We start from the raw sequence: 15908 nt of genomic DNA on the forward strand, positions 1-15908 counted from the left end.
CGTTAATCCTCCTTAATAACCTTCACTAGGTTACCGTCTGCGAGGGTGTTCTGCCCTTTGATGACTATTTGTTCGTTTGGTTGTAATTCCCCACGTACTGCGGTCCAATCTGTTTGGGTCTTAATCACTTCAACTTTCTTCGCAACTGCCTTGCCGTCCTTAATAGTGAAGACAATTTGCTCGGCACCATTATCAATCACTGCATCTGTCGGTACAAGCAATGTATCTTTCACAAGCACTTCATCAATAATGAATTTTGCTACCATTCCCGGCTTAATCGCTTGGCCGCTGTTTGGTACTGTCGCTTCTACTTCATAGAGACCAGCTTCGTTTGCAACTGATGCAATATATGAAATTTTACCGTTAAAATCCTTATCGATTGATGGAATTTGAATTCGGATTTGTTGATTCTTCTTGAAAAGCATTAATTGGTCTGCACTGACCGTTGCTTGAATCACAATCGGGTTAAGCGACACAACTGTGACAACAGGAGCTTGAGATGTAACCGTATCCCCAGCCTTCGCGCCTACTTGGACTACTTCACCTGATTGAGTTGCGCGAATAATTGTATCATCAATGCGGTCTTTCGCTTGAGCAATTTGTACTTGGGCTTGTTCGACGCTAATTTGTGCCTGCTTCATCCCAACTTGAGCTTCTGAAAGTGTTTCTTTCGCATTCTTCACACCAAGCTCTGCCTGGTTGTATGACGCCTCGCTATTTTGCTCTCCAAGCTTGCCTTGTTCGTATTTAAGGCGAGCTGTTTTTTCTGCGATTGCTGCTTGTTCATATTCCTTTAAAGCCACTGCGCCTTCTTCATACAGTTCTTTCATACGCTCAGCATTTTGCTTCGCATCTTCCCATTGAATCTTTAATGTTTCAAGATCAATTTCTGACTGTGTATACGACTTTTCTTGCGGCTGCGCATCAGGATTGCTGTTTAATTCAGCTTGTTGTTGCTCCTTTGTTTTCTTTTCTTTATTAGGGTTCACGCTAAGCTCTGCTTGACGCAGTGATAGCTTTGCATTTTCTAAGCCATTTTCAGCTCTATTCTTCGCAATTTTAGCCGTTTCAAGCTGTGTACGAGCTTGGTCAAGTGCCACTTGTTGTAGCTTTAATTGATGTTGTAAGTCAGAGCCTTCGACTTTTCCAATGACTTGGCCTTTGTTTACCCAATCACCTTTTGCTACATTTAAGCTTAATAATTCTCCAGCTATTTTCGGATATACCTCAACCTGCGTATCGGCTTTCGCCTGGCCGACTATTTCATTTTCTGTTTGCAAATTCCCTTTCTTAATTACAGCTATTTTGACAGGTGTTTCTTTTTTCACATTCTCATCAGCTGTTGTGCTCGCTTTTTCAGCACCACACCCTGCTAACACGAGAACAACTGCCGTCATGACCAATAAGCTGCTCTTGAAACGATTCTGTATCTTTTTCACTTTTTTTACTCCCTTCTATTCCCTTTATATGTAACGATTGAAAGCTACAAAAGTTGCAACTCAAATAACTTACTCACTTTTTCTCGAGAGTGCTCTAATTCCTTAATGCCTTTTAAGTTTGCAAGCATACCTTGAAAGACAACCTTCTGTGGTACCTCTTTCTCTAACTCATCCACCATTAAGTGAACACTTGTTAACAGTTCATCCTTTTTTGCTTCAGACAAATCCAGCTCACGAATTTTCCTTTTCATATCTGTGAAAATATCCTTTGCTTCTTTTCTTTTATAAGGATGAAATCGCTCAGACTGAAAATCAGACTCCATATATTTTACAGTTAAAGGCCCAGGTGCCTCTTCTTTGCCAAGACCATTCATTAAATCATCTAAGCGACGGACAAGAAATTGGGCAAGTTCATCGAATTGATAAGTAACATTTTCAAAAATTAATGTCTTTAAGTAAGCTGAAATCAAACCCTCTAAAATAACAGCACCATCTTTAATCGATGTCTCAATCGAATCGCCATAAATGCTGCGCAACGACCCCTCAAGCCATGCCTGTTGTTCTGTCCTCATCTTGCTTATAAAAGCATCAATTTCTTCATTAAGTGAAAAGTTCTCTCTTAAATGCATCACAACAAATTCTTTCCGCATCAAGAATTCCTCGAAATGAACCTTCACTTGCTTAGCAAGCTTCTCCCTAGGTGTTAAATGCTCTTCTGCTTCTACTTCACCAAGCTTCTCCTTCATCATTTCATAATAATATTGATAGATTGAAAGAATTAGGTCATCCTTAGAGTTAAAATGAAGATAAAATGCTCCCTTTGACACATCACTTAAATCTGCAATCTCCTGAATTGATGTGGCGTGAAACCCTTTATTTGCAAATAAACGCATGCCAACTTCAATCATACGCTTTTTCTTTTCATGCATCCAGACACCCCTATCTCTTCCTGCGGTCTTTATATATTGACCCTTCATTTAGCAAAATGGCCGGTCAGTCAGTACGAACTAAATGTTACTGGATAAAAATATGAAATGCAACCTAAAATGTGTTACAAAATCATTAACATTTAAATCAGCTTCAAAGTAGGCGGTGTGAGCATAGCTCCGCCCCTTTTCCCTTCCTCGACCAACACCTTCGAAACTCCAATTAAGGCGGTGTGAGCGTAGCTCCGCCCCTTTTCCCTTCCTCGATTAACACCCTTGAATCTTCAATTAAGGCGGTGTGAGCGTAGCTCCGCCCCTTTTCCACCAAAAAAAAGCCCCCGAGATCGGGAGCTGGGAGGTTGTAATGAGTAGTAAGAGTTATTCCAAAAGACTTTTGAGGAAAAGGTTTCTTCGTCCTCACTTTTCCGCTTTCAGCAGGAAAGCAGTAGGAGTGCGCTTTCCTTAGGGAGGTAGAGGAAACTGAAAACGTATTGGAAAAGCAGGCAGAAGAAACGAGGACACTTTGAGGCAATTCAAGAACATGAAGTTAATCTGAGGGGCTGGCGATACGCCGTTCTAGGTCATATTGTTTTTCGAGGAGCCGCACCATTTGTAGTGATAATGTATCTAATTGACTTTGTAGGGAGTTTTGCTCTGAAAAAGTGACCACCTGTTCAATTTCATTCATCCGGGGAGGGTTAATTACTTTGAACTCAGCAGCGCCTTTTTCAGTTTCAAACTTCACTGTCTTCACCTCCTAAGCTATTTATTAACTTAAAGATACTGAGTTTCCAGTTATAAAGCAAAGGACAGAAATGATAAATTCACCTCCTCATCACACCCGAAAATGGCAAATTCGCCTAAGGGCAATTTAGCAAATTGGTACTCCATAAAAACCAGATTTACGAATTTAGCATATGAAAATAAAAAATCAGACAGCGCGAACTGTCTGATTTCAGATTACATTTTTTCTTTTATTACTTCTGCTTCCTTCAACAGACCTTTCATATAATTCATCAATTCACTTTGCAGGTCTTCTCGCTCTAGAGCAAAATCAAGCGTAGCACGAAGAAAGCCAAATTTATCACCTACATCATAACGCTTGCCTGAAAAGTGATAGGCGATGACAGCTTGCTGCTGATTCAGAAGCTTAATCGCATCCGTTAATTGAATTTCACCACCAGCACCAGGTGGCAACGACTCTAGAATATGAAAGACTTCTGGGCGCAGAATATACCTGCCCATCACCGCATAATTAGATGGTGCTTCTTCTTTAGACGGTTTCTCAACCAACGAATCTAAATGAAACACACCTTCTTCTACCTGCTGGCCCTTTGGAGCAATAATCCCGTACTTTGAGACATTCTCTTCAGAAACAGGCTGTACACCAACAACTGAGGAGTGGAAGCGCTGAAAGACATCCATTAATTGCTGAAGACAAGGCTTCTCAGAACGAACAATATCATCCCCCAGCATAACCGCAAATGGTTCGTTCCCAATGAATTTACGTGCACACCAAATCGCATGCCCTAAGCCTTTCGGTTCCTTCTGACGAATGTAATGAATGTTTGCAAGCTCAGAAATATCTTGCACTTCTTTAAGACGTCCCCATTTCTCTTTCTTCGCCAACGTCTCTTCTAATTCATATGATTTGTCAAAATGGTCTTCAATCGCCCTTTTTCCTCTCCCGCTCACAATTAGAATATCTTCAATCCCTGATGCCACGGCTTCTTCAATAATATATTGAATCGTTGGCTTATCAACGATCGGCAGCATTTCTTTCGGCTGTGCTTTCGTAGCGGGAAGAAAGCGTGTGCCAAGGCCTGCTGCTGGTATAATCGCTTTTCTTACTTTCACAACACATCCCCCTTAATCGTCACTATTCCCTATATCGGCTGCTGGTCTGACTCCTATATATTCTATTCTCCAAACTCTATCCCTATATCCTGCCAACAAATTTGTTATAATAGATAATACCAACATAGACGATTGGCAAACTGGAAAGAGGAGGACAATATGAAAACGTTCAAATTAAAAGGTTTATCAGTCATATGGATGGAGGATTCGAACCTCTCGCGAGAGTTGATACCGCTGACTGACGGCTTAATCATTAACAAAGAGGACGAGCAAGAAAACTGGTTAGTTGAAGGGCTCATCCCAAATGAATCTGCTGAATTTTTCGAATCCCTTGCAACATTGGAACAACCTTTTGTCATTGAAGCCGTTATCACAAAAGAGTCAAACACACCTGCTCCATTCTCTGCCACAATAAGAAAGCTAAAGGCTTTTGAAGACCATCTTGAAATCCTTCTTGATGCAAAAATGATTGTTAAGAAGCAAGATGCAGCTGAACTCCTTCTCCAAGAATTAATTGAAGAAGGTCTTGTAGGACAAGAATTATTCCAAGAATTCAAACGTATTAAAACAGACAGAGGGCGCTCATATCAAGGTGCAATTGAAAAAGAAGTAGAAAAAATGAAATCGAACCTCTAACTATAAGTATAGCGAGCACGAAAGCGCCTGTCTAAGACAGGCGCTTTCGTTTTGTTTGTTGCTTATTCAATGTTTATCCGTTTCGCAAATGTCCCTAATTTCCCATCCGCATAAATATAGCCTTCTTCTTCATCATTGTCATCAGGAATAATCTTGAACCATGTACCTTCACTGTTCTCTTCTTCGTCCAGTACAACAACTGTTGTGCCTTTTCGTTCAATTGTGTACAAAACATCAGCATCTGTATCAGGCTCTTCACGAACATTTAAGCCGCTAACTGTTACAACTGCTAATTCATATTCTCCATAGTCATCCCCACCGAGGAAGCTGTCCGCTCGGAACATATGACCTGCAATTTTTTTACCCCAGAACGGGTCAGAAGCATAGTTCACATTCATCCCAACGCCCTTGTTACCGAGGAAGCCACCGCCATAGACAGAACCAGGCGTTAAATAGCGAGTCTTAATATAGTTGCCTGCATAATCTATGCCTTCATCAAAGTCTTTAAAGCCTGTTGCATACTTTAGTGGATCCGCATCAATTGCTTTAATGCCATATAGATTATGCTTTTGTTGTGCAACTTGACTCATACCCCAAGCACTTTCATGAATCGCATGTGAAAGCAAATAGAGGGCATTCACTCCATGTTCTTCCTCTGCTTCCTTGAATGCTTCCCCTAATCCAATAAGAGGTGACCCTGGCTTCATTTCTTCGACATAGCGATCTAAATCATCTGCACTGTAGCTCGTTTCTGTTCGTAGTGGCAGGAAGTTAAAGTATTGATAATAGACACCATCTTCAAAGTGAACGCCATCTTCACTGCGCGCTTGTTCACCTTCTTTTAAAAATGATGGAGCTTTCCCATATACATAGCTTTCAAAGCCAGTTCGTCGATAGATAACATGGATCAGCTTTCCACCTTGCACTTTATAGTAGGCACGGTTCTCCCCAACCATCATTTCTGGAATTAATACGACATCTTCATGGCGCACATAGCCGACATTATCAACTAATTTTATTTTTACTTTCTCTTCATCTGCCTCTAAGAATGTTAACTCTGTACCCTCTGCAACATAGTTCATATATTGCTTCATATCTTCATTGTAAATTCTTGTGAATTGCTTCGTAACTGCCATGCCACCCTTCATCCAGAAAACTTCACCATTGTTGAGAATAACCTGGTCTTCATCTTGTTCAAGCTCTTCCTTCGCTTCCCCATATGTCTTGAATGTGGCAAGTTTCTTAAGATCTTTTCCAGCTTCTATAACTGCAATGTCATACTGATAACGAGGCTCTTCTTGTTCTTCCTCTTGCTGTTCGTCAGGTTCAGATGGCTGCTCTGGTCTATTTGCTTCTTCTTTTTCTTGTTCCTCACGTTGTTGTCGTTCTTTTTCACGCTTTTCTTGTTCTCGTTGTTCCTTTTCTCGTTTTTCTCGTTCCCGTCTTTCCTTTTCACGTTGTTCTTTTTCTCTTTGTTGTTTCTCTTCTTCTAATCGCTGCTTCTCCAGCTCATGCTCCTTCAATAAACCGAGCATTCGATAAACTGTATGAGCAGCTTGAACACGAGTTACATTATCTTGCGGGCGGAATGTATTATCAGGAAAGCCGTTTATAATCTTCCATTGATACAAATGCTGCACAGGCCATAGAAGCTGAATTTTATCTTTATCTTTAAATGGAAGAGGTGTAATTTCGCGATTTAACCCTCGTAAGCGAATCGAGCGGTCGACAAGTGCCACCATTTCCTCACGTGTTAACGTTCGATCTGGGGCAAACTTTCCTTGCCCAATGCCATTAATCAAGCCGCTTGAAGCTGCTTTGTTTATGTCTGTGTAGTATGGGTGTGTTTCTGGGACATCAAAGAAAGAGGCATCTCCATCTGGCAAAACGAGAGAGCGGGCAATCATTGAAGCAAACTCTCCTCGTGATAACTGCTCATTTAAATAAGCACTACTGTTATCATCTTTCTCCACAATCCCTAACTCATGAAGTTCTTTCATCTCTTGTTGAATTTGCTCCTCGTAGGAACCAGCCGCTGATACGGTTATTGCATTTGGTATGAGTGTTATGATGAACACTGTCATAATCGATGAAAGCATCTTTTTCATTTCTTCAACCCTCTTTTTCTATAGTTTTGATGCTACTAACTAGATAATGCCGCCGCACGATAAGCGACGGCATTAAACAAACGTTTAATTAACTTCTTTAATTTCGAACGGGGCACTTCCTTTATCAATTACCATCGCACGATACAGGAAGGTTGCAAACTGACCGCGTGTGACAACTTTGTTTGGTGAAAATGTCGTTGGTGAACTTCCTGTCGTTATTCCTAAACGATAAATTGTAACGATATCATCCTTAAATTGTGACTGAGCTACATCTAGAAACGGTGCATCTGTTCCGCTTTTTTCAAAATGAAAAGCACGCGCAATAAGTGCCGCCATTTCTTCACGTGTTAGAATTTCGTTTGTACCAAATCGGTCTTCTGAACGGCCTTTAATAATACCTGTTTCCTTCATTGCTGCTACCGCTCCATAGTAGTAGGAACCTTTCTTCACATCATCAAACCCTGGGTTGCTTACATTTTCAGTGTCTAAATTCAAAGCACGCGCAAACATGACTGCTGCATCCTGCCTCGTTAAGTAATGATAAGGACCATACCTGCCATCACCTAATCCGTTCACAACGCCTTGATTTTTCAATACAGCTACAGGGCCTGTGAAGTAATTTGATAGTTTCAAATCATTAAACGGTACATAAGAAAGGTCCCGTCTGCCAAGTTCTTTAACGGTTGTAAATGAAAGAACACGCTTCGTTTCACCAGAACCGATTGTAAGGAGATAGGAACCATTACTCTTAAGCGCTTGTTGCGGGCTAATCTTAAAGGTTGTAAACGAAACAGGGTGAACGTGCAATGGCACCTGATCGCCACCAAGTTCATTCAGCTTAATTTGTTCCATTAATTTTGCAACATCATAGGGATTCTTCACTTGAAGAGTAAACACTGGATAACGTGGCCGCTTGGCAGAATCTTGCTGTACGACATCCCCTTCTGTTGCGAGCAGCAAAGCTTGGTGTGCAGCAAACAATGTTTGTTCTTCTGTCGTCTTCACATCAGGCTGAATTCCTTTTTCGTGAATCACATTTCCTTCAGGAGTATAGAAGCGGGCAACAGACAGCTTAAGCATGCCGCCGCTTTCCACATTAAACAATGTTTGCGCTAATCCTTTTCCATACGTTGTTTGTCCGTAAAGCGTTGCAGCACCATAATCCTGAACCGCGCCTGCAACAATTTCGGAAGCGCTCGCACTTGACTGATTGATTAACAAAGCAACCGGCTTACTTAATTGGATTGTTTGAGCTTCACTTGGGTATGTAAGTTGCTGACGGTCCCGACTTTCAACGATTAAAGAGTTTTTCACACCAGGAAAAAAACCTGCTACCTTCTGAGCACTCTTCAAGTAACCGCCACCATTATCACGTAAGTCAACAATCCAGCCGTCCACACCTTGTAAGGACTGGATTGCTTCTTTCATTTTATCTGGAGCATTTTCACTAAAGCTATAAAGAGCAATGTAGCCGATATTGCCAGACAACTTCTCTACTTCAACCACTGGCATATGGATTTCAGCTCGGTTCACTTGTACATCAAATGTCTTTTCACTAGAAGGACGATAAACTTTCAAGTTCACCTTTGTTCCAGGTAGGCCCTGAATAAGCATTGTCGCTTTCTCGGCAGGCTTTCCTTTCAATGAATGACCATCTGCTTCGATAATAATGTCACCTGATTGCAGGCCAGCAGCTTTTGCAGGACTTTCATCAAATAGAGAAACAAGTGCAATCCCTTCCTCTGCTTCACTGACGACAACACCTATCCCTGTATAGTTACGGTTAATCGAACTTTGAAACTGCTCGTATTCTTCTTGTGTAAAGTAGGTTGAATAAGGGTCCAAACCTTGCAAAATCGTATCAATTTCCGTCTGATCAATGACAGATTCTGACACCTCATCGACATAGTTTTCCTCTATCAGACTTCGTATCTCATCAATGTCAGCTGCTGAAGCAGTGCCAAACATGAAAAGAAATAGGACAAAGGCCTGAAATAACATTTTTATCCTAAAGGACCTATTCACGGAACTTCTTCCTCCATTCAGTCAAATAATAACAATTCACGACAACTCTGTTCATATTTATATTACATGATATACTATATTTAGAATTTTTGTAAGGAGCGAAAAACATGCTAAATACGATCAAAAAGCTTCTTGGCGACGAGCAACAGCGTAAATTAAAAAAATATTACAAAGTTGTTGAAAAGATTAATAGCTTAGAAGCAGAATATGAGCAGCTCTCGGATGAAGAATTAAAAGCGAAAACAGTCGAATTTAAAGAAGCATTAGCGAACGGACAAACGATTGATGATATAAAAGCAGAAAGCTTCGCAGTTGTACGCGAAGCCTCAAAGCGTGTTCTCGGAATGCGTCATTACGATGTACAGTTAATTGGTGGATTAGTCCTAACCGATGGAAATATTGCTGAAATGCCGACAGGTGAAGGAAAAACGTTGGTTGCATCTCTTCCAAGTTACCTTCGTGCACTCGAAGGCAAAGGTGTTCACGTTATTACGGTCAATGAATACTTAGCAAGACGTGACAGCGAAATGATTGGGCAAATCCATCAATTTCTCGGCTTAACAGTTGGCTTGAACGTGCCAATGATGCAGCCTACTGAGAAAGTTGCAGCCTATCAAGCGGACATTACATACGGTGTTGGTAATGAGTTCGGCTTTGACTATTTGCGCGATAATATGGTCGCTGACCCACGACAAAAGGTCCAACGTCCATACCATTACGTCATTGTGGATGAAGTAGACAGTGTGTTAATTGACGAAGCGAAAACACCATTAATCATTGCTGGTAAAACTAAGGTAAGCGCAGAGCTTCATTATATAGGCTCCCAAGTTGCACGTCGTTTCAAAGAGGGAGAAGACTTTACGTTCGATATCGAAACGAAAGCAACAAGCCTGACCGATCAAGGAATTGAGAAAATCGAAAACGCCTTTGGAATCGATAACCTCTATGATTTAGAGCATCAGACGCTTTATCATTATATGATTCAAGCGCTTCGTGCACATGTGATGTTTGAGCGGGATGTCGATTATATTGTCCAAGATGGTAAAGTTGTCCTTATCGATATGTTCACAGGACGCCCGATGGAAGGTAGAACGTTAAGTGACGGCTTGCATCAAGCAATCGAAGCAAAAGAAGGCTTAGAAGTAACGGAAGAAAACAAAACACAAGCATCGATTACGATCCAAAACTATTATCGTATGTACCCGGTTATTTCTGGTATGACAGGTACAGCGAAAACAGAAGAATCCGAGTTTCAACAATTATATGGCATGGACGTTATTCAAATTCCAACGAACAAGCCAAGAGCTCGTGAAGATCTTGAAGACCATGTATACGCAACGAAAGACCAAAAGTATACAGCTGTTGTCAATTTAGTACGTGAATGCCATGAGAAAGGCCAGCCTGTCTTAGTCGGTACAACCTCCATTCTTCAATCTGAAAAGGTTGCCGAATACTTAGATGAGGCAAAGCTTCCGTACCACTTGCTTAATGCGAAAAGTATTGAACAAGAAGTGAAGCTTATATCACTAGCAGGTCAAAAGAATCAAATTACAATTGCAACAAACATGGCAGGCCGCGGGACAGACATTATGCTCGGTGAAGGTGTCGCAGAACTAGGCGGATTATATGTAATCGGTACAGAGCGTCATGAAAGCCGCCGAATCGATAACCAATTAAAAGGACGTTCAGGCCGTCAAGGTGACCCCAGGAAAAACCCAATTCTTCATTTCCCTGCAGGATGACATGTTCCGTCGCTTTGCAAAGGAAGAAGTTGAGAAGAAAGAGAAAAAAATGTAAAAACAGATAACGACGGCTTAATCCAAGACAAGAAAATTCATGAGTTCGTCGATCGTGTCCAACGTATTTGCGAAGGCAGTAACTATGCAGTGCGTGAGTACAACTTAAAACTCGATAACGTCATCAACGAACAACGTGGAGTTATTTATACGTTACGCGACCGCATTCTAGAGAAAGAAGATATTATTTCACTTGTTACGCCAATGATTGATTCATACAGCAAGGCAATGGTGGAAGAGTATTGCTCAGAGGACCTTGTCCCAGAAGAATGGCCGTTAAAAGAACTAGAAACAAAGCTAAACCAAATCATTGTTTCACCACAAGTGAACTTAGGTAAGAATTTTATTGATGTAACAGAAGTCCAAGAAGAAGTTTCAAGTAAGGTCGAAAGCTATAAAGCAAACATTGAAGAGTTAAAAGAAAACCAAAAGCTTCAATTTGCTTTAAAACGCCTTGTGTTAATGGTGGTCGACCATCACTACACGAAACATTTGGAAAGTATGACACGTCTTAAAGAAGGAATCGGTCTTCGCCATTACCAGCAAGAAGACCCAATGCGCCTCTATCAAAAAGAAGGTCTTGAGCTGTTCAGCAAGTCATACAGCGAGCTTGAACGCGATGCAGCCTTCCAGCTTGCCCGCCTAGCGAAGCCTGTTTTTGAACAACAAGAACAAAAAGAAGAGAAATAAGCTATATGGCGGGTCTTACCCGCCTTTTCGGATTTCAATATTAGGAGGAATTCATTTATGCTATCGTTTTTCAAAAAACGCAAAGAAAAGTTAAAGAAAGAAGGTAACGACAGTACAGTTTCGTCTGAGGAACTATTAAATGAAAAAGACGAAAACGCAAAGGATGAAGAGATCGAAACGGAGCTTTCCGTTCATCCAAGCTGGCAGCTGAAAGAGGAACAGCTATATGTATACCGTTTCTTAAGCAATGACTGCGCACCACTCAAACCAAATCAGCTTTCCCTGTCAGGTATTGAGCTAGAAGAAAACGATGAAAATATACGGGTTACAGCGTTTGTACGAAACTCTCTATCTAAAGGTGTACGTTTAAAGGAAACGCCGCTTCTGTTAATCGGTCCTGAAAATGAAAAGCTTGGCCGCAAGACGTTTGACTTAGCGGAAATTGGTGAAATTCCAGCGAGAAGCAGCAGACCATGGCATTTCATCTTTCCGAAAGAGGACCTTTTCACAGAAGAAATTCCGAAAGAAGGCTGGAAGCTTGCATTTGAACTTAAACCTTCTTCTCGCAAGCATGAACTTGACTTAGCAGAAAGCTGGGAACAAAGTCTAGCTGAAGCGGATAAGCAAAAGTTAGGCGAAATGGTTTCCCAAATTACGCCTCCAAAACCGGGCGAAGTGAACTTCATGGGGCTTCAAGCAGCACGTAAAGACAACGGCGATTTGCATATCACAATGCTTATCCGTAACGGAAGTGAAAAGAACTTACACTTAAAACAGCTTCCTTTACAAGTTGAAGATGCTTCAGGCGAAGTTATCGCAAAAGGCGGCTTCACTCTCGGGGAATTCGAAGTAAAAGCAAACACAAGCAAACCATGGACATTTATCTTCCCTGCTTCCCTTCTTACAAAAGAAGACATCGACTTAAGCAAATGGAAGGCATATCCACCTCAACAGGAACAGAAATAAAATACGCAAAAAAGCCGTACCACATTTTTGAAGTGGTACGGCTTTTCTTTGCTTATCGCCTCTGACGCATTAGGACTGACGCTCTTAGCCAGCGTTCTCTTGAGCATCCTGCGAAAGGAATTTTGGCATGTGTTCGTTTGTGAATACGCCGAAGAAGGATTCTCCGTGGTTTAAGTTGAATTTCACGAAATATTGACCATTGCCGTGTTGGGCGGCTTCGTTTAATGCTTCTACAATCACATGGTCTTCATCCGAGGTGATTACTTTTTGAGCTGACTCTTTATTTTTAAATACTTCATATGGTGAATAGTAGTACTGACTTGCGTCTTCTTGTTTGACGACTTCAATTGAACGAACATCCTCAGGGAGAACTCGAGCGTTTGCGAAGTAACCTTTTTCTTTCAACCAGCCTTCGAGTTTCTGATAGGTTTTCTTCCAATCATAGTGCTGTACCATTCTATCTTCTGTATCTACTACTACTTCGATATCAGCCCAGTTTCTCTCAACATTCGCCATCTCTTCATATTCGAGTGAGAGAATTTCTTTCTTTAAAATTTGCTTCAACTCTTCCATTTCTTTTGGTTCAGCGATCACTGCCCTCTTTCGGCCAACGCCTGAAGGTGAAATAATGATTTGATCCGCTTGCTTGTCTAAAATGTGAAGCTGAAAATGACCGTATTTATATGGTTTTGACTCAAGTACAGGCTTTAATTGACTCGTAATCACCTGAGTTGGCACGGTGTATTCACGAACCATCATACTATCATCTTTCATTTTATAAGCAATGACAAAGTGTTGGCCTTGCACATGATTAGCAGGCTCCTCAGGCTGAGTCGTTACCACTTTTTCATGCAGGCTGCGCATATTTTGAATGTATTGCTCATCGTTTGAAAATGCTAATTCATCATTTTCTACTAAATTTCTTAACTCGTAAACATTATACCCGTAATAGACGCCTTCAACGACTTCTCCATCAGGTACATGTGTTTCATAATTGAAAACATCTACCTTAACGGCAACAACCAGCAATGCAATAATAACAGCATAACCAGCCATTTCAGCGGCTAGCTTAGGGCGAAAGATCCGCCATGATTTTTGCAAAATCATTTCAGCAGCACTGAAACCAAGAATTGCCCCAATCACATAGCCAACATACAACCACTCAGATTCTCCAGACCGCATACTAGCAAAATATGAACCTGCTAGGAGCATCGCACAGAAAGTAACACCGTATTTGAAAAGGGGCCGTAAGATTTGGAACGTAATCACTTGGGTAGCTGTTTCAATATGACGAGCTTTGTATAGAAGTAATCCAAACACAAACAGTGCGACTGTCATGACTGGATAGAAGATCATTTCCATTCCTGATAATGTATCGCCACGCATTTCAAAGATTCGAATAATCGGTGACCACTTCTCATACTGAGCACTCATCGCATACTCTGAAAAGCCATATAAAAACTGTGTTAATTGATAATTAATCATTACTAACAATCCTGTCGGTAAGAATAAAAGGATATAAGTAAGAATCCCTTGTGCCACTGACATCCCTGTTACAATCCCGACGAAGATTGTTGTGATAAAGAAAAAGAGTGTTAGCATGGAAACAATAACTGTCCAGCTCATAAGATCGTTAATTGTTAACAAAGTAGAATACGACACCATTTTGCTAACGAAAAATGTGATAACAGCTGTGAGCCATACTGGAAGCAACAGCATAATTACTCCGCTTAATGTATGGTTGAAATAGAGGGTACCTCTCTTTATCGGCAGGCTATGCATCATATCTGCGGCTTCCTTTGTTTGCAAGTAACGGAATAACAGTATACCTGCCGCAACCGGAACGGTACATAAGAAAAATGCTTGAAGCTCTACTTCAATATGAAAATATGTTTCAATATCATCCAGAACACGATATTCGTCTGAATCGATCATAAGCATTTGTGTTGGCAGGGCGAAAATTAAACCAATTAAATAGACGATACTTATCCACCCGTGCTGTCTTAAATCCTGTTTAATAAGCCCTGTATTAAATAAGGATATTTTCGATTTCATAGCCAATATCCCCCATTTCATAAATGAAAATTTCTTCTAGTGTGAGCGGCAGTAAGTCGAATACAAGCGGTTGTGCCGGCTCAACCTGTTGACGAATTTGTGCTTCGCTCCCTCTAACAATACAAAGCAACACACTGCCACGCTTTTCTCGGTACAGTACATCTAACTTGTTTAATACACGATCTGCTGTTTCTTCATCCGCAAAAGCCGCCTGGACCTTATGAGTATCTGCCTTCAAATCGTCGACGTCTTTCTCAACAATTAAAGTTCCTTTATGCATAATGCCAACATGATCACAAATATCTTCAATCTCACGCAAATTATGGGAGGAAATGATAACAGTCAGCTCGCGCTCAGCAGTATCTTGGAATAATAAGTTCTTAATCTTCTGTCTCATGACAGGGTCCAGACCATCAATCGGTTCGTCCAAGATAAGTACATCAGGCATCGCAGATAACGCAAGCCAGAAAGCAACTTGCCGCTGCATTCCTTTTGACAGCCGGTGAACCTTACGTGTCAGTTCGATTCCAAACACTTGCTGCAAACGTTCAAACCGTTCCTCGTTCCAGTTCTCATAAAAGCTTCGATAAAACTCAGCCATCTGCTTAATTGTTGCCTGCGGAAGAAAATAAAGGGCATCCGGAATAAAAATAACCCGCTGCTTTAGGGAAACATTCTCATAAATATTCTGCCCGTCAATATGTACGCTCCCCTTATTCGAACGATAAATACCGGCCAGCATCTTCAACAATGTCGTCTTTCCTGCTCCGTTCGAGCCAAGCAGACCATAGATGGAGCCTTTCTGAACAGACAAGCTTAGTTGTTGAACAGCTTCTTCCCGTTCAAATGCCTTTGTGACTTGCTTCACTTCAATCATCCTGACTTCCCCCTTCCGCTCGTTGCTGTGCTTCTTCAAACAGCTTCAATAAATCTTGTTGTGTTAAGCCGAGGTAGACGGCTTCGGCTAATAATTTCATTAATTCTTCTTTCATATCTGTCAGCTTATTTTCATTGTTCATGATTTCAATAGGCGCCACGAAATTTCCCTTCCCTTTAACGGAATATAAGTACCCTTGTCTCTCCAGCTCCCTGTACGCTTTCTGGATTGTATTCGGGTTAATCGTCAGTTCTTTTGCTAACATTCGTACAGATGGGAGTTTCTCGTCTGGCTGCAACACTTGGTTAATGATGAGTTCCTTCACCTTTTCAACCAATTGTTCATAGATGGGCTTTCTGCTGCGAACGTCTAAATCAAACAAATATCGTCGCCCCCCTTATATCTTTCACGTGTACTACGTGTATTAACTGTATTATTTAACTTAATACAGTTGTTATTGTAACGATAAAGGTAAGTTCTGTAAAGGAATTTTTTCAAAAAAATGAAAAGGCCAGACTCCTTTAGGAAGGAAT

General features: G+C 41.1%; 11 protein-coding genes and 1 pseudogene. 3 read left to right on the forward strand and 9 right to left on the reverse strand.

Annotated elements, in window-relative coordinates; genetic code table 11:
• Window positions 1-2: 2 nt before the first annotated feature.
• The 4 genes from LC040_15375 to galU form a co-directional block, all read right to left on the reverse strand.
• Window positions 3-1439 carry an efflux RND transporter periplasmic adaptor subunit gene (locus LC040_15375; protein ID WLR50628.1) on the reverse strand — a complete coding sequence of 479 codons (1437 nt, stop codon included), beginning with the start codon at window positions 1437-1439 and terminating at the stop codon, window positions 3-5.
• 44 nt (window positions 1440-1483) lie between these two features.
• Complete coding sequence (locus LC040_15380; GenBank protein ID WLR50629.1) at window positions 1484-2368, reverse strand: TetR/AcrR family transcriptional regulator; 885 nt, start codon at window positions 2366-2368, stop codon at window positions 1484-1486.
• Between the two features lie 544 nt (window positions 2369-2912).
• Window positions 2913-3110, reverse strand: a complete 198-nt coding sequence (locus LC040_15385) for a hypothetical protein (protein ID WLR50630.1) — start codon at window positions 3108-3110, stop codon at window positions 2913-2915.
• Between the two features lie 215 nt (window positions 3111-3325).
• Complete coding sequence (gene galU, locus LC040_15390) at window positions 3326-4222, reverse strand: UTP--glucose-1-phosphate uridylyltransferase GalU (GenBank protein ID WLR50631.1); 897 nt, start codon at window positions 4220-4222, stop codon at window positions 3326-3328.
• A 159-nt stretch (window positions 4223-4381) separates the two neighbouring features.
• Here galU and LC040_15395 point away from each other — a divergent pair, with 159 nt between their 5' ends.
• Window positions 4382-4858 (forward strand): YwpF-like family protein, encoded by a 477-nt coding sequence (locus LC040_15395; GenBank protein ID WLR50632.1) that lies wholly within the window; start codon window positions 4382-4384, stop codon window positions 4856-4858.
• Window positions 4859-4920: 62 nt separating this feature from the next.
• Here LC040_15395 and LC040_15400 read toward each other — a convergent pair whose 3' ends face one another.
• The gene (locus LC040_15400) at window positions 4921-6966 is read right to left on the reverse strand and encodes an S-layer homology domain-containing protein (GenBank protein WLR50633.1); all 2046 of its coding nucleotides are present in this window, start codon (window positions 6964-6966) and stop codon (window positions 4921-4923) included.
• Window positions 6967-7050: 84 nt separating this feature from the next.
• A complete protein-coding gene (locus LC040_15405; protein WLR50634.1) occupies window positions 7051-8967 on the reverse strand; it encodes a S41 family peptidase in 1917 nt (638 codons plus the stop codon).
• 131 nt (window positions 8968-9098) lie between these two features.
• On the opposite strand from LC040_15405, the pseudogene secA2 reads away from it, so the two are divergent.
• Both secA2 and LC040_15415 read left to right on the forward strand, forming a co-directional pair.
• Window positions 9099-11477 (forward strand): annotated as a pseudogene (secA2, locus tag LC040_15410) (accessory Sec system translocase SecA2).
• A 57-nt stretch (window positions 11478-11534) separates the two neighbouring features.
• A complete protein-coding gene (locus LC040_15415) occupies window positions 11535-12443 on the forward strand; it encodes an accessory Sec system S-layer assembly protein (GenBank protein WLR50635.1) in 909 nt (302 codons plus the stop codon).
• Window positions 12444-12527: 84 nt separating this feature from the next.
• Here LC040_15415 and LC040_15420 read toward each other — a convergent pair whose 3' ends face one another.
• From LC040_15420 to LC040_15430, 3 genes are read right to left on the reverse strand one after another with little or no spacing between them, the layout of a single operon-like run.
• Window positions 12528-14498 (reverse strand): hypothetical protein, encoded by a 1971-nt coding sequence (locus LC040_15420; protein WLR50636.1) that lies wholly within the window; start codon window positions 14496-14498, stop codon window positions 12528-12530.
• On the reverse strand, window positions 14473-15375 hold the full coding sequence (locus LC040_15425) for an ABC transporter ATP-binding protein (GenBank protein WLR50637.1): 903 nt from the start codon (window positions 15373-15375) through the stop codon (window positions 14473-14475). The genes LC040_15420 and LC040_15425 overlap by 26 nt, the downstream gene beginning before the upstream one ends.
• On the reverse strand, window positions 15368-15757 hold the full coding sequence (locus LC040_15430; GenBank protein WLR50638.1) for a GntR family transcriptional regulator: 390 nt from the start codon (window positions 15755-15757) through the stop codon (window positions 15368-15370). The genes LC040_15425 and LC040_15430 overlap by 8 nt, the downstream gene beginning before the upstream one ends.
• Between the last annotated feature and the right edge of the window lie 151 nt (window positions 15758-15908).

Source organism: Bacillus tianshenii (genome assembly GCA_020524525.2).
Lineage (GTDB): Bacteria > Bacillota > Bacilli > Bacillales > Bacillaceae_N > Bacillus_AV.